This is a genomic window from Stenotrophomonas sp. STEN038 (assembly GCF_056759895.1).
On record NZ_JBRRDW010000012.1, the window covers coordinates 93,173 to 107,064 of the forward strand.

At 64.1% G+C, this 13,892-nt stretch carries 15 protein-coding genes; 3 read left to right on the forward strand and 12 right to left on the reverse strand.

Annotated elements, in window-relative coordinates:
• Positions 1–7 precede the first annotated feature (7 nt).
• Positions 8–1,237: an acetylornithine transaminase gene (locus ACVOLS_RS07380; RefSeq protein WP_481545086.1), complete on the forward strand. Its 1,230-nt coding sequence runs from the start codon at positions 8–10 to the stop codon at positions 1,235–1,237.
• A 131-nt stretch (positions 1,238–1,368) separates the two neighbouring features.
• Here the strand turns inward: ACVOLS_RS07380 and ACVOLS_RS07385 are convergent, their stop codons facing one another.
• From ACVOLS_RS07385 to ACVOLS_RS07405, 5 genes are all read right to left on the reverse strand, one after another.
• Positions 1,369–3,108, reverse strand: a complete 1,740-nt coding sequence (locus tag ACVOLS_RS07385; RefSeq protein WP_481545072.1) for a serine hydrolase domain-containing protein — start codon at positions 3,106–3,108, stop codon at positions 1,369–1,371.
• An 89-nt stretch (positions 3,109–3,197) separates the two neighbouring features.
• Complete coding sequence (locus tag ACVOLS_RS07390) at positions 3,198–4,490, reverse strand: sensor histidine kinase (protein WP_481545073.1); 1,293 nt, start codon at positions 4,488–4,490, stop codon at positions 3,198–3,200.
• Entirely contained in the window at positions 4,487–5,185 is a 699-nt protein-coding gene (locus ACVOLS_RS07395; RefSeq protein ID WP_481545074.1) for a response regulator transcription factor, read from the reverse strand. The genes ACVOLS_RS07390 and ACVOLS_RS07395 overlap by 4 nt, the downstream gene beginning before the upstream one ends.
• A 3-nt stretch (positions 5,186–5,188) precedes the next feature.
• Positions 5,189–6,307 (reverse strand): type 1 glutamine amidotransferase domain-containing protein, encoded by a 1,119-nt coding sequence (locus ACVOLS_RS07400; protein WP_481545075.1) that lies wholly within the window; start codon positions 6,305–6,307, stop codon positions 5,189–5,191.
• 75 nt (positions 6,308–6,382) lie between these two features.
• Positions 6,383–6,979, reverse strand: a complete 597-nt coding sequence (locus tag ACVOLS_RS07405; RefSeq protein ID WP_481545076.1) for an HAD-IA family hydrolase — start codon at positions 6,977–6,979, stop codon at positions 6,383–6,385.
• A 152-nt stretch (positions 6,980–7,131) separates the two neighbouring features.
• On the opposite strand from ACVOLS_RS07405, the gene azu reads away from it, so the two are divergent.
• Positions 7,132–7,569 carry an azurin gene (gene azu, locus ACVOLS_RS07410; protein WP_481545087.1) on the forward strand — a complete coding sequence of 146 codons (438 nt, stop codon included), beginning with the start codon at positions 7,132–7,134 and terminating at the stop codon, positions 7,567–7,569.
• A 120-nt stretch (positions 7,570–7,689) separates the two neighbouring features.
• Here the strand turns inward: azu and hemL are convergent, their stop codons facing one another.
• Together hemL and thiE are read right to left on the reverse strand one after the other, a co-directional pair.
• Positions 7,690–8,982, reverse strand: a complete 1,293-nt coding sequence (gene hemL, locus ACVOLS_RS07415) for a glutamate-1-semialdehyde 2,1-aminomutase (protein ID WP_481545077.1) — start codon at positions 8,980–8,982, stop codon at positions 7,690–7,692.
• A 197-nt stretch (positions 8,983–9,179) separates the two neighbouring features.
• Entirely contained in the window at positions 9,180–9,806 is a 627-nt protein-coding gene (gene thiE / locus ACVOLS_RS07420) for a thiamine phosphate synthase (protein WP_481545078.1), read from the reverse strand.
• A 69-nt stretch (positions 9,807–9,875) separates the two neighbouring features.
• On the opposite strand from thiE, the gene ACVOLS_RS07425 reads away from it, so the two are divergent.
• Positions 9,876–10,067, forward strand: a complete 192-nt coding sequence (locus ACVOLS_RS07425; RefSeq protein ID WP_303747299.1) for a rubredoxin — start codon at positions 9,876–9,878, stop codon at positions 10,065–10,067.
• A 220-nt stretch (positions 10,068–10,287) separates the two neighbouring features.
• Here ACVOLS_RS07425 and ACVOLS_RS07430 read toward each other — a convergent pair whose 3' ends face one another.
• The 5 genes from ACVOLS_RS07430 to ACVOLS_RS07450 all read right to left on the reverse strand — a co-directional run bounded on the left by ACVOLS_RS07430 (position 10,288) and on the right by ACVOLS_RS07450 (position 13,676).
• Positions 10,288–11,136, reverse strand: a complete 849-nt coding sequence (locus ACVOLS_RS07430; protein ID WP_481545079.1) for a SirB1 family protein — start codon at positions 11,134–11,136, stop codon at positions 10,288–10,290.
• A 66-nt stretch (positions 11,137–11,202) separates the two neighbouring features.
• On the reverse strand, positions 11,203–11,661 hold the full coding sequence (locus ACVOLS_RS07435) for a DUF192 domain-containing protein (RefSeq protein ID WP_481545080.1): 459 nt from the start codon (positions 11,659–11,661) through the stop codon (positions 11,203–11,205).
• Positions 11,662–11,840: 179 nt separating this feature from the next.
• Positions 11,841–12,488: a ribose-5-phosphate isomerase RpiA gene (rpiA, locus tag ACVOLS_RS07440; protein WP_057629081.1), complete on the reverse strand. Its 648-nt coding sequence runs from the start codon at positions 12,486–12,488 to the stop codon at positions 11,841–11,843.
• A 121-nt stretch (positions 12,489–12,609) separates the two neighbouring features.
• Entirely contained in the window at positions 12,610–13,092 is a 483-nt protein-coding gene (locus ACVOLS_RS07445; RefSeq protein WP_303747296.1) for an EVE domain-containing protein, read from the reverse strand.
• A complete protein-coding gene (locus ACVOLS_RS07450; RefSeq protein WP_481545081.1) occupies positions 13,089–13,676 on the reverse strand; it encodes a 5-formyltetrahydrofolate cyclo-ligase in 588 nt (195 codons plus the stop codon). The genes ACVOLS_RS07445 and ACVOLS_RS07450 overlap by 4 nt, the downstream gene beginning before the upstream one ends.
• Positions 13,677–13,892: the final 216 nt, after the last annotated feature.

A 13,892-nucleotide genomic window follows, 5' to 3' on the forward strand; every position in this document is an offset into this window, starting at 1 on the left:
GAACGCCATGACCGCTGTCGTCGAGCCGCTGTTGTCCCTGTCCAATTACTACCTGCCGGTCTACCGCCCGCGCCAGCTGGTGCTGGAGCGAGGTCAGGGCGCGCGACTGTGGGATACGCAGGGCCGTGAGTTCATCGACCTGGCCGCCGGCATCGCGGTATGCAGCCTGGGCCACAACAACCCGGACCTGAAGGCTGCGCTGTTCGAACAGGCCGACAAGCTCTGGCATACCAGCAACATGTTCTACAGCGAGCCGCCGCTGCACCTGGCGCAGGAACTGGTGGACGCCTCGCGTTTCGCCAAGCGCGTGTTCCTGTGCAATTCCGGCGCCGAAGCCAATGAAGTGGCGATCAAGCTGGTACGCAAGTGGGCCAGCGCGCAGGGCCGCGGCCCGGAGAAGCGTTTCATCGTCACTTTCCGTGGCAGCTTCCATGGCCGTACGCTGGCAACGGTCACTGCCACCGCCCAGCCGAAGTACCAGGAAGGCTACGAGCCGCTGCCCGGTGGCTTCCGTTATGTCGACTTCAATGACGTCGCCCAGCTTGAGGAAGCGATGGCTGGTGGCGATGTTGCCGCGGTGATGTTCGAGCCGGTGCAGGGCGAGGGCGGGGTGATGCCGGCCAGCGCCGAGTTCATGCGCCGCGCCCGCGAGCTGTGCGACCAGCACGACGCGCTGATGGTGCTGGATGAAATCCAGGTCGGCATGGGCCGTACCGGTGAGCTGTTCGCGCATTGGAACTGGGGCGTGACCCCGGACATCGTCACCCTGGCCAAGGCGCTGGGTGGTGGTTTCCCGATCGGCGCGATGCTGGCCGGCCCCAAGGTCGCCGACATCATGGGCGTTGGCGCACACGGCAGCACCTTCGGAGGCAACCCGCTGGCGGCGGCGGTTGCCCGCGTGGCGTTGCGCAAGCTGTCGTCCGACGAGATCAAGGCCAACGTCGTGCGCCAGTCGGCCGCACTGAAAGCCGGTCTGGAAGCCATCGGCGAAGAGTTCGGGGTGTTCGAGCAGGTGCGTGGCATGGGCCTGATGCTGGGCGCGGTGCTCAAGCCCGACTACGTGGCTGACATCGGCGTATTGCTGGATCTGGCGGCAGAGAAGCAGGTGCTGATCCTGCAGGCTGGCACCAGCGTGCTGCGTTTCGTGCCGGCGCTGAACATCACTGATGAGGAAGTGGCGGAAGGCCTGAAGCGCGTGCGCGAGGCGATTGCCGCTTATATGGCCTCACGCAGCTGAAGCAAGCGATAGCACTGGCGAGTACAGTGCTGCGGAAACTTGATGCCCTCGAAGTGCACCGCCTGCAGTGGTCACTCGGGGGCATCGTTTATCTGCGGTATCGGCCAGCGCAAGGGTCAGAAAGCTGGCATTTACAGCAGCCACAGCCGCAATGGCAACAACTGCCATGCAGCCAGCAGTCCAACCCCGGGTAGTGTCGTCAACAGGCATGCTGTCAGCAGGCGCGTACCGCGGTCGGCGCGTCGCCATCCGTGTAGCCCCACTGCCGTTCCTGTCACCAGGGCCAACGGCAGCAGCAAGCTCACGCTGGCCAGCGACATGCTCGCTACAGTCCGGTCACCCAGTTCCAGCAGGGATTGCCGATAGAGCAAGGCTACTGGCAGCAGCAAGGCCGTACCGGCCAGGAATGGCAGGAGAACCGGATGCTGCCAACACAGCTTTCCGCGGATCACCAACACAACACCGGCCAGCATCATGATGACAACGCCGACCATGGCGATGGACAGCAGCAGCCCCGGCACAATGATGCGCCAGGCAGGAACCCGCATATGGTTGCGCACTCCGTCGCTCAGAACACGTTCACCGTCTTCTCCAATCAACAGCACATGCGAGGGTAGAACCCGGCCATCCGCCCGGAACAGCCGATTGCCGAGCGGCTGTAGCAGCTGCGCATCTCTGGATGGCGAGCGTAGACGGAGCTTGTCCCCAACAGTATCCACGCGAACGAAATCTGTCAGCGCCTGCAGTGGCGCAATTGCAGGCATTGCCTGTGGTGAACGGATGTAGAAACCGTCCCACTCTGACATCGAGGTTGTGATGGGCGATGCGGCCTGCACTGAAGCAATGGGCGGCAGTGCAAGTGCTTCGACAAGCCGCTGGTTGAGTCTTTCGTTCTTGGCGTCTTCGTTGTCGGTGTTGGTGGCGACGAAAAAAGCACTGCGCTGCTGCGGGAATATGCACAGCATCGCCCAATAGCCGACGGTGTTGCCCGGATGGCAGCCGCCAACCTGGCCGTGCCGGTCGCGTCCGACCAGCACCAGCCCATGACCGAGTGGCAGGCCAGCGCGCGTGACCTCGGTTCCAGCCGGTGCGGTCAACGCCTTCATCAGCTCCATTGCGATGAAGGGCTGCCCCGCATTGCTGCCGTCGCCAAGCAGGAAGCTGGCAAACAGCGCCATGTCGGCCGCGGTAGTGGTCAGTTGCGCCGCGGGGCGTAGAAAAATAGGTACGGCCGGTGCGGGGCGCGCCTGTTCAAAGTGGCCCATCGCAAGATGCGGGTCTGCCTGCGAACCGATCTGCGTGGTGTAGCTGAAGGTACTGTCTCGCATGCCTAGCGCGGCCAGTACTTCCCGGTCCAACCAGCTTTCGTAGCGTTCGCCGGTGACGGCCTCGACCACCTGTCCCAGCACGGTGTAGCCGAGGTTGGAGTAGCTGAAGCGGCTGCCAGGTTGGCTGAGGACGCGTAGTGGCGCGTGGTCCGTGCCAGATGCGATTGCCAAAGGCACGTCAGCGGTAGCCTTGAGACTGAAGAACTGGCCGAGCTTCAGGTTCTCCAGGCCAGCTGTATGCGCAAGCAGGTGGCGCACACGTACCGGGTGCGTGGATTCCCAGCGATTGTCAAAGCCGATTGCCGGAACCACCTCTGCCACCGATGTATCCAGGGAAAGGCGGCTTTGGCTGACCAGTCGTAGCACGCCAATGGCAAGGACCGCCTTGGTGATCGAACCGACGTGCACGCGTGTGGAGGCCTGCATGGGCGAGCGGGTGGCCGCATCACGTACGCCTGCGGCGCCGTTGGCTGCGCTGCCATTTGCAGTGACGGTGGCCCAGACCGCGCCCTGCAGTCCTTCCTCATCAAGGATGCGTTGCATGTCGGCATGCAGTTGGCTTCTGTCATTGGCTGCAGCACAAGGTGCCGCCAAGAGGGATGCGCACAGCAGAAGAATCTGCACAATGGTCTTCATGGCGTGGCTGGTGCTGGCATGAGCGGGAAGGCGACCGACGTCAGTCCGTCATCGTGGCGTATGTCCAACGCAATGCCGTGCTGCTCGCAAAGCCGGCGAACGATAGAAAGGCCCAGTCCGAAGCCGGTGCTGTTCGCTCCCTTGCTGAAGGCATCCAATGCCTGGTTGCTGATGCTATCGCCGGGATTGGTGATGCGAAGCTGTTCGGCCTCAGCAGCAATGCGTATCGTGCCAGCCGCTGTATGCGCGAAAGCATTGCCGATCAGGTTGGCGAGTAATACCTGCAACACTGCCAGTGGCAGCGTGCTGTTTGCGGCAAACGGGACGTCGATATCCAGCTCGATCTGCTTGTCGTCCAGCAGTGGCGATTGCTCGACAACCACGCGCTCGATCACCGGTAGCAACCGGTTCGGCCCGCCAGCGGCAGGCAGCGCCTGTTCGCGGGCCAAGGCCAGCAGCATGCTGACCGTCTGTTCCAGCTGTAGCGCGGATTGGCGGATCTGTGACAGCCCCTGCTGTGCCGCAGGCGACAGCGATGGATCACGGGCAAGGCGCTCGGTGGTTCCACGGATAACGGCTAACGGTGTGCGCAGCTCATGGCTGGCATCTCGGGTGAACTCGCGCTCGCGGATGACGAAGGCACGGATGCGGGTGATCAACGCCTCCAGTCCACGTGCCAGCACGCCGACTTCGTCGTCGGCAAAGCGCTGCGCATGCAGGGCAGGCAGGTGATCGGGCTCGGCGCTATCGACAAGCTGGGCAAGCCGCGACAGCGGGGCGGTAGTGCGACCTGCCAGCCATGCGCCGAGCAACAGGGCCAGCGCGATCACTGCCGCGCCAGACCAGACCAGCAGCTGCAGCAATCCCGCGCGCTGTGGCCGAACCACCAGTAGCTGGCTCACTTCGGCCAATAGCCAGGCCGGTTTGGCGGCAGCATCAGGCTGCAGGCGCTGCAGATGATAGTGGCGGCCGTCGCTGCCCGGGAATTCGCGCCGATGCGGTTCGCGCGCAAGCGTGCTGGCGATGCTGTCGGGCAGCTGTGTAGCGGACTCGATCACCTGCATCCATGATTCGCGTGGTGCCTTCCATGCGCCGGTCTGCGCATGATGCTGCAGCTGCTCGTTGGCTTCGCGCTCCAGCAGCCCGTTGAAGAACATGTCCTCAACTGCATAGGCGAACACTGCCACGTACAGCCCAAACAGTGTGGCGACGACCAGCGTGAAGCCGGCGAAGGCCAGCATCAGCCGGTTGCGCAGGCGCTTGCGTGGCGTCGCGGATGGATTCGTCACGCTATGCCCTCATCGGACTCAAGGCGGAAGCCGACGCCATGCACGGTCTTCAGCATCGGCGTGGCAAAAGGTTTGTCCAGCATTTGCCGCAACAGATAGAGATGCGTGCGCAATGGGTCCGAGTCGGGTGGGGTATCGCCCCAGAGTCGCTGCACAAGATCGCTGCGGGTCAGCGTACGCGGCCATGCTTCGGCCAGCGCCAGCAGGATGTCGAAGCTGGTCTGGTGCAGCTCGATGTGCTGGCCGTGGCGTTGCACGTCGTGGCTGCGGCGATCGATCCGCAGACTGCCGATGCACAGCACGTGTTCGCGCCCGGCGCGATGGCGTTGTGACAAGGCCAGGCAGCGGGCCACCAGTTCCTCGCCAGCGAAAGGCTTGACCAGGTAGTCATCGGCGCCGCTGCGGAAGCCGAGCAGGCGGTCGTCCAGTGCGTCGCGTGCGGTCAGCATCAGGATCGGGACATGCCGGTCGGACTCGGCGCGCAGACGCTGGCAGACCTGCAGCCCGTCAAGGCCGGGCAGGCCCAGATCCAGCACCAGCACGTCGGGTGGTTCGACCAATGCCATCTGCAGGCCGCTGCGGCCGTCTGCTGCGAAGCTGGCGTGGAATCCGTGTGCGGACAGCAACGCCTGCAGGTTGTCGCGTAGCAGGCGGTTGTCCTCGATCACCAGGATGCGCAGGGCGGGCAGGGGCATGGTTCAACCGTCGATCTGTTGCAGGAGGGCTTGAGCCTGTTCCAGCTTCGGATTGCTTGCCAGTGCCTGGAGTACCAGGGCGCGAGCCTGTGCCGGTCGCTTGAGTTTGAGGTGAGCTTCGGCAGCAGCAAGTTTCAGGCGTGCTTCGTGCATGTGCGGTAGCGCCAGTTCCATGACCTGCAAGGCCTGCTCCAGGGCGGCATCGCTTGGCGCGGCCTGTGCCTGGTAATAGCCGAGGATGCCGATCAACTCGACGTGGTGGCGGGAGACATCGGCAGCCAGTGCGTCACGCGCGCCTTGCACGTCGCCGCCGAGCAGGCGTTCCACCAAGGCCATGCTGGCTTCATCGCGCCACGGTGTGCGGGCGATCGGTGTGCGACCTGTCGCCCGCACGATGGCTTCTGCCACGGCGGTGGTGGAGTACGGGTTCTGGCCGGTGACCAAGCGGCCATCGACCACCAGCTTCGGCATCATCAGTGGCGCTTCCTGCCACTGCGCGCCACGCTGACGCATTGCATCCTCGAGCAGCCATGGGAATTGCGACGCCCACTTCTTGCCGAATATCGCTTCCTCTTCATTGCTGAAGCCGGTGAGTTGGCGACCAGCGACGAGCAGGCTGCCATCGGCCAGCCGCACCTCGGCCAAGGCGGCCGGACCGTGACAGACCGCGGCCACGATGCCGCCGTTGTCCCAGACCTTGCCCAACAGCTGCTGCAATGCCTGGTCGCGGGGCAGGTCGAACATCGCGCCCTTGCCGCCGACCACATACACAGCGGCGTAGTCGGAGGCCTTCACCGCGGTAGTGGCCTTGGTGTCGGCCAATTGCCGCATCGCCTGTGCATCGGCCAGCAAGGCTGCGTTGAAGGGCTCGTCCGGGTTGTACTTGTCGGCCTCCACCGCGCCGCCCTTGGGGCTGGCGATCTCCACCTGCAGGCCATTGGCCTTGAAGACCAGCCAAGCCTGCGACAGTTCATCGAACTCGTAGCCCGGGCGCTGCTTGCCGGCATCCTTGCCTTCGCCGCTGACCACGATCAGTACCTTGTCCGTTGCCGCCGATGCATGCTGTGGCAATGCCGGCGCCAGCAGCAGGAGGGACAGGAATAATCGTGAGGGCAGGTTCATCGGTGGCTCCAGTGGCTTGGGAGGCCAGTGTCGCCAATGGATATCAAATGAATTTCAATCGCTGCGAGAGCCAGGTCAACGCAGCAGGTGATTGCGCTTGAGCAGGCGTCGTAGCGACTGCGCGTGAAACGCCGTATCGGCATGCAGCCCGGCCTCACGCGCGCCCTGTACGTTGCGGAACAGATGATCGACGAACAGGCTTCGTCCAGGCGCACAGCCAAGCGCCGCGCAGGCAGCCAGATACGCAGCAGGGTCCGGCTTGCGTATTCCAAGCGCTGCGCTGCACAGCACACGACGGCCGGCTAGCAACTGCTCGATCACCGGCCGCGTCAGCAGGCCATTATTGGTCAGCACCGCAACCTGCATATCCGCATGCACGCGCTCCAGCACTGCTGTGCAATCGGTGCGCAGCTTGGTCGCAGCGAGTCGTGCGGCGTGCCAGTGCGTCGCGCCCAATGCGCTGTCCAGGCGTTGATTCAATGCCTGCAGCAACTGCTCACCATCCAGTTCACCGCGGGCATGGGCGAATTCAAGCCCGTCCGTGCGCAACGCAGCATCCACCTGCTCAGGCGTGCAGCCGGCAGCGTCGGCAAGCTGGCGCAGGTGGATACGATGGTCGTAATCAGCGAGCAGGCCGTCGAAATCCAGCAGTAGGGCGTGCGGTCGTTGCATTGATGACGAGGCGAGGGCGGAGCTGCAGTATCGCTGGCGCCGGCGCAGCGTGCAGCCTGCGACATCGCGTCACAGGTGAAATCTGTGGTGTTTGCCTAGAATCATGACACCGTAGTTGTCATCGTTTGGAGTTCACCGTGAAGCGTTCCAGTCTGCTGTTGTTGGCTCTTGTCGGCCTGTTGCTTGCCGCGCCTGCGCTGGCCCGTACCTGTGCGGTCACCATCGAAAGCAACGACCGCATGCAGTTCTCCGTGCCGCAGATCCGGGTTGCCGCCGATTGCACCCAGGTGGACCTGACCTTGAAGCACACCGGCCGGATGCCGGCGACCGCGATGGGGCATAACTGGGTGCTGACGCGCACGCCGGACTTCCAGCAGGTGGCTACCGCGGGCATGCGTTCCACGCTGGCTGACAGCTATCTGCCGAAAAACGATGCGCGGGTGATCGCGTTCACGCCGGTGATCGGCGGCGGACAGACCACGCAGGTGCGCTTTGCGACCAGCAAGTTGACGCGTGGTGGCGATTACACCTTCTTCTGCTCATTCCCGGGTCACTGGGGAATGATGAAGGGCAAGCTGGTTTTTGGGTGAGCTGATGAGCTGCTCGAATCTTGGGTTCGAGAAGCTTCAGAGCAAGAGCTGCCCTCACCCCAACCCCTCTCCCGTGAACGGGAGAGGGGCTTTACTTCGATCATTCGCACTGCAGGTTGATCAACCTGCAGCAACCACCTTGAATGCCTCACGTGCCGCAACCAGTGTGGCTTCGATCACCGCATCATCATGCGCGCTGGACAGGAAGCCCGCCTCGTAGGCTGACGGGGCCAGGAACACGCCGCGTTCCAGCATGGCGTGGAAGAACACGTTGAAGGCCTTGATGTCGCAGGCGGTGGCCTGCGCATAGGTCTCGACCTTCTCGTTGGTGAAGAACAGGCCGAACATGCCACCGACGCGATTGGTGGTCACCGCCACGCCAGCATCGCGCGCTGCCGCTTCCAGGCCATCGCAGAGCGTGTTGGTTGCCGCCGTCAGGCGCTCGTGGAAGCCCGGTGCCTGCACCAGCTGCAGCATCGCCAGCCCAGCAGCCATCGCCACCGGGTTGCCGCTCAGCGTGCCAGCCTGGTAGATCGGGCCGGCCGGGGCGATCTGCGACATCAGCTCGCGGCGGCCGCCATAGGCGCCTACCGGCATGCCGCCGCCGATGACCTTGCCGAAGGTGCTCAGGTCCGGAATGATGCCGTAATGCGCCTGCGCGCCACCCAGGGCAACTCGGAAACCGGTCATCACTTCGTCGAAGATCAGCAGGGTGCCGTATTGGGTGCACAGCGCGCGCAGGTGCTGCAGGTAGCCTTCACGCGGCGGGATGCAGTTGGCGTTGCCCACTACCGGCTCGATGATCAGGCCGGCGATGTCGGCGCCCTGCTGCTCGAACAGAGAGGTGGCGGCTTCGAAATCGTTGTAGGGCAGGGTCAGGGTGAGTTCGCTCAGCCCGGCCGGCACGCCCGGCGAGGTCGGCACGCCCAGGGTCAGCATGCCGCTGCCGGCCTTGACCAGGAAGGAGTCACCGTGGCCGTGGTAGCAGCCTTCGAACTTGACGATCTTGTTGCGGCCGGTGGCGCCGCGCGCCAGTCGGATTGCCGACAGGGTGGCCTCGGTGCCGGAGTTGACCATGCGCACCATTTCGCAGGACGGCACCAGCTGGGTGATGGTCTCGGCCATGGTCACTTCGGCTGCGCACGGCGCGCCGAACGACAGCCCATTGCCGATCGCCTGCTGCACGGCCTCGCGCACGGCCGGGTGATTGTGGCCGACGATCATCGGGCCCCAGGAGCCGACGTAATCGATATAGGCATTGCCATCCACGTCATGCAGGTAGGCGCCATCGGCGCGCTGCACGAAGAACGGTTCGCCGCCGACCGACTTGAACGCACGCACCGGTGAATTGACGCCACCGGGCAGCAGGGTCTGCGCGCGGGTGAACAGGGCGTGGGATTGGGCGTGGTTCATGCGTGAGTCCTTTGAGGTATCAACAACAACGAAGATCTGGGCTTTGCATTGGCCCCTCTTCCGCTTGCGGGAGAGGGGTTGGGGTGAGGGGAAGCTTCTAGCAAGCGAACGTCAAAAGCCCCCTCATCCGCCCCTTTCGGGGCACCTTCTCCCGCAGACGGGAGAAGGGATGGCAGAGATTAGTGAGGTCTGTAAGGTCATCCGGCCCGGAAACAGCCCCGATAAGCCTCAAGCGCCGCCACCGGATCGGCCTCGCTGAACACGCCACTGATCACCGCGATCAGATCCGCGCCAGCGTCCACCACAGGCTGACTATTGTCCGGGGTCAAACCACCAATCGCCACCCGCGGCACCCCAAGTGCGGCGCTTTGTCGCAGCAGCTCAGGACTGGCGCGGCGTGGGGTGACCTTGCTGCGGCTGGGGAAGAAGGCACCGAAGGCCACATAGCTGGCACCAGCAGCAACCGCGCGCTGGGCACGCTCGAGCTCGTCATAGCAGGACGCGCCAATGATGGCCTGCGGGCCGAGCAGTGCCCGGGCGGCAGCAATGTCGCCGTCGTCTTCACCCAGATGCACGCCGGCAGCGCCGACTTGCCGGGCAAGGCTGACGTCATCATTGATGATCAGCGGAACCCCCGCTTCTGCGCACAGCACCTGCAGTGCCCTGGCCTGGGCCAGACGGGAGGGGGCATCGACTGCCTTGTTGCGGTATTGCAGCCAGGTAGTGCCGGCCAGCAAGGGGCGGACCCGCTCAAGCAGGCGTGCGCTGTCGGTCTCGTCGGGGGTGATCAGGTAGACGCCACGGGCGTCGGCAAGCTGTGTCATGTATGGCTACCGGTACGGCGCGGGGAATGTGACAATCAACGCCGCTTCTTTGTCCGGTGATTATCCCCGATGTCCGACGCTACGGCCTCCACCCTGCGCAACTGGATGTGTGTCGTCTGTGGCTTCATCTACAGCGAGGCCGACGGCTTGCCGGAAGAAGGCATCGCACCGGGCACGCGCTGGGAAGACGTGCCCGACACCTGGACCTGCCCGGACTGCGGCGTGACCAAGGATGACTTCGAGATGGTCGAGCTGGATTGAGCCGCAGCGCGCGGCTTGTGCTGTTGCTTGTGGGAGCGGCGTAAGCCGCGAAGCCACTGCGGTATCCGAAGTCGGCCAAGCACATTCACCTACCAAAGGATCGTCTTGGCTCCGTGCGCAAAGCCGCTATTGCAGAGGTGTTGCGTTGATCCTTGGCGTCGGATGCCGCAGTGGCTTCGCGGCTGACGCCGCTCCTACAAAAGGCAGGGCAAAGCGAGGCCTAATGCAGCCTCGGCCTTTCTCCACCCAGTTCTACCAGACGTTCGCGAATGCTGACGGCATCGGCGGCCTCGGGTGCCATCTTCAGGTAACGCGCCAGGTCGGCGCGGGCACCGGCCAGGTGCTCCAGTTGCATGTAGGCCAAGCCGCGATCGCGTACGGCATCGGCCTGCTCGGGGACGAGCTTGAGGATGCGGTCGGCACTACGTGCGGCGCGGTCCCATTCGCCGCGTTCGGCATAGACGCCGTGCAGGTTGCGCAGCATGCGCATCAGGATGGCACGGTGCGGGGCCGGGTCGAGGATCTGCGCCAGCACGTTGTCGTCCGGGGTTTCGCCGCCCAGATTGCTGCGCGCTCGCTCGCGCAGCTCATCCACACTCAGTGGTCGACCACCGTTGAACGGGTCCATGATCAGCACGCCGTCTTCCACTGGCAGCCGCACCAGGAAATGGCCGGGGAAGGAAATACCTTCCAACGGCAGGCCGAGCCGGCGCGAGACTTCGATCTGCACCAGCGCCAGCGAAATCGGGTTGCCCAGGCGACGCTCGAACACCTCGTTGAGGTAGCTGTTGCGCGGGTCGTAGTACTCGTCGTTGTCGCCGCTGTAACCGACTTCGTTGAACAGGTGGTTGTTGATGGCGGCAACCTTGAGCGGCCATTCGCCGATGGCGTCCACTTCCACCCGCAAATGATCGGCATGGGCCTGCAGCACGCGGTCGTAGGCGGCCGGGTCCAGCTGGGGGTATTCGTCGCGGGCTATCAGCAGGGCAGTCGACAGCAGCGGCAGTGCCTCATCGGGCAAGCCGGCCAGTTCTTCCCACTGCGGCAGGGTAATGCGTGTTTCAGACATGCCCCCAAGACTGGCGGCAAAGCGGCGCCGGTTCAAGGGCGCCGCTGTTCAACATGTGCGTCTCAGTCAGTTGCCAGTCGTGATGCCGGGGCCGAAGGTCAGCTCGGCACCGTCTTCCAGCTTGAGCTTGGCGGCCTGGCCGGCATTGAGCTCCAGCACGTACAAGGCCGGGTTGAAGCTGGGGTAGGGCGGGCACATGTCGCCGGCCGAGCACGGCGGCACATCGCGCTGCTGACCGACCAGGCGGCGCTGGCTGTCGAAGTACAGGATGTCCAGCGGGATTTTGGTGTTCTTCATCCAGTACGCCTGCGGTTCTTCGCGATCGTGGACGAACAACATGCCGTGGTCGGCGTCCATCTGGTCGCGGAACATCAGGCCGCGGGCGCGGGTTTCGTCGTTCTGCGCCAGTTCCACGGTGTAGCGGGTACCGGCCAGTTCCACCCAATGCTTGCCGTCGGCGCTGGCGCAGCCGGCCAGGGCGAGCAGGGAAAGGGCGAGGAGGGTGCGCAGGAAGGATGTGGGCATGGTTGGGAACCGGTGTGGTTGCGGGCATTGCAGGAATCTATTGGAAGTCAAAAGCTTCCCCTCATCCGCCCGTTGGGCACCTTCTCCCGTGAACGGGAGAAGGGAAGAGCAACAAGCCAAAGCTGGAGCAGCTGCCAAAGCCAAAGCAACAGCAATAGCAATAGCTTTGCTGGCTTGGCTTACAGCACCTGCGGCGGCTCGCCGCCGATGATGACTACGTCAGCCGGGCGGCGGGCGAACAAACCTACGGTAACGACGCCGGGAATCTGGTTGAGCTGCTGTTCCAGCTTCACCGGGTCGGTGATGGCCAGGTTGTGCACGTCCAGAATCAGATTTCCGTTGTCGGTGACCACGCCGTCGCGCCATACCGGCTGGCCGCCGGTCAGGGCAAGGATCTCGCGGGCGACCAGGCTGCGCGCCATCGGGATCACTTCCACCGGCAGCGGGAACTTGCCCAGTACCTTGACCTGCTTGCTCGGGTCGACGATGCAGACGAACTGCTTGCTGGCCTCGGCGATGATCTTCTCGCGGGTCAGTGCGGCGCCGCCGCCCTTGATCAGGTTCTTGTTGCCGTCGCACTCGTCGGCGCCGTCCACGTACAGCGACAGGCCGCCGGTGTGGTTCAAGTCCAGCACCTCGATGCCGTGGCCCTTGAGCAGGGCGGTGCTCTGGTCGGAACTGGAGACCGCACCTTCAATCTGGTCCTTGATGCGGGCCAGGGCTTCGATGAAGTAGGCAACGGTAGAACCGGTGCCGACACCGACGATCATTCCCTTCTGCACGTACTCGATGGCTTTTTCGGCGGCCAGGCGCTTGGCTTCAGACATGGTGGGCTCAATCAGGTTGGAAAAAGGTTTCTTTTGTGGGAGCGGCGTGAGCCGCGAAGCCGGGGATCTGAAACGTTGTCAGCTTCGCGGCTGACGCCGCTCCTACAGCAGCAAAAGAGGCTTACTTGGCTTTCTTTTCCAGCGACAACAGCAGCTTCCACTGCGCGGCGGTAACCGGGAACACCGACAGGCGGTTGCCCTTGGCGGTCAGCGGGAAACCTTCGCCCAGTTCTTCGGCATGCAGCTTGATCTCGTCCAGTGCGATCACCTGCGCCAGCTTGCGCTCGAAACCCACGTCCACCAGCATCCAGCGCGGTTGCTCGCGCGTGCTCTTGGGGTCGTGGTAATCGGATTCCGGGTCGAACTGGGTGTCGTCCGGGTAGGCCTCGCTGGCCACCGTGGCAATGCCGACGATGCCCGGCACCTTGGTATTGGAGTGGTAGAACAGGATGCCATCGCCGACCTTCATGCCATCGCGCATGAAATTGCGCGCCTGGTAGTTGCGAACGCCATTCCATGGTTCGGTGCCTACGCGCTGCAGGTCGTCGATGGAAAAGGCGTCCGGTTCGGACTTCATCAGCCAGTAGCGCTTGCGGGCGGTCATGCGTTCAACGGTTCCGGGTAGAGAGTGGCCTGCTCGGTACAGATGGCATCCACCGCCACATCCCAGTCCTCGACCGGCAATGACGGCACCTGCTGGGCGGAGAAACCTACCCCAACCAACCACGGCGGCGCGGCCTGGCGCTGCCGAAATGCGAAGCTGCGATCATACCAGCCGCCCCCCATGCCCAGCCGCCGGCCACCGTCATCAAAGCCCACCAGCGGGGCGATGACCAAGGCCATTTCCTCCGGCCGAAGTGCCTGCGCGGGGTCGATATCCGGTTCCGGAATACCATAACGGTTGCTGACCAGCGCCTGCCCGGGGCGCCACGGGGCGAAGCGCAGCAGCTTGCCGTGCAGGACCGGCAGGCAATAGGTCTGCTGCGGCGGCAACTGCATCTGCCAGCGGTGTAGCGCGATTTCGCCGTCCATCGCCCAATAACCGGCAACATGGCCACTGATCCCGGCGAAAGGCAGGGACAGCAGGTGTGTGGCGAGCATTTCGGCAGCGGCGATGCGCTCCGCAGCAGGAATGTCGCGGCGGCGCTGGCGCAGTTGTTGGCGGAGGAGTTGGCGGGGATCGGTCATCTGCGAAGGTCGAGGCCTGGAAGCCCATCTTCTAGCGGGAAAGGGCCGAGGGTAAGGGCGAAGCACTTGGGGAGCCAAGCTTTTGTAGTGGCGCCCCCGGGGGGGGTGGAGGGGGGCCCGGGATTCCCAGGGCCGCGGAGAGTGGGGGCGCGAGTTAAGTCCCCGCCGGCACCCCCCACCCCCCGCCCGCTCTGCGCGAAAAAAAAAACAGACGCC

Excerpts from the sequence above, each read along its gene's own strand:
- ACVOLS_RS07400 (WP_481545075.1), bottom strand. The coding sequence starts at position 6,307 with ATGAACCTGCCCTCACGATTATTCCTGTCCCTCCTGCTGCTGGCGCCG.
- ACVOLS_RS07395 (WP_481545074.1), bottom strand. The coding sequence starts at position 5,185 with ATGCCCCTGCCCGCCCTGCGCATCCTGGTGATCGAGGACAACCGCCTG.
- ACVOLS_RS07385 (WP_481545072.1), bottom strand. The coding sequence starts at position 3,108 with ATGCAACGCATCCTTGATGAGGAAGGACTGCAGGGCGCGGTCTGGGCC.
- ACVOLS_RS07430 (WP_481545079.1), bottom strand. The coding sequence starts at position 11,136 with ATGTCTGAAACACGCATTACCCTGCCGCAGTGGGAAGAACTGGCCGGC.
- ACVOLS_RS07380 (WP_481545086.1), top strand. The coding sequence starts at position 8 with ATGACCGCTGTCGTCGAGCCGCTGTTGTCCCTGTCCAATTACTACCTG.
- ACVOLS_RS07450 (WP_481545081.1), bottom strand. The coding sequence starts at position 13,676 with ATGACCGATCCCCGCCAACTCCTCCGCCAACAACTGCGCCAGCGCCGC.
- rpiA (WP_057629081.1), bottom strand. The coding sequence starts at position 12,488 with ATGTCTGAAGCCAAGCGCCTGGCCGCCGAAAAAGCCATCGAGTACGTG.
- hemL (WP_481545077.1), bottom strand. The coding sequence starts at position 8,982 with ATGAACCACGCCCAATCCCACGCCCTGTTCACCCGCGCGCAGACCCTG.
- thiE (WP_481545078.1), bottom strand. The coding sequence starts at position 9,806 with ATGACACAGCTTGCCGACGCCCGTGGCGTCTACCTGATCACCCCCGAC.
- ACVOLS_RS07435 (WP_481545080.1), bottom strand. The coding sequence starts at position 11,661 with ATGCCCACATCCTTCCTGCGCACCCTCCTCGCCCTTTCCCTGCTCGCC.
- ACVOLS_RS07445 (WP_303747296.1), bottom strand. The coding sequence starts at position 13,092 with ATGACCGCCCGCAAGCGCTACTGGCTGATGAAGTCCGAACCGGACGCC.
- ACVOLS_RS07405 (WP_481545076.1), bottom strand. The coding sequence starts at position 6,979 with ATGCAACGACCGCACGCCCTACTGCTGGATTTCGACGGCCTGCTCGCT.
- ACVOLS_RS07425 (WP_303747299.1), top strand. The coding sequence starts at position 9,876 with ATGTCCGACGCTACGGCCTCCACCCTGCGCAACTGGATGTGTGTCGTC.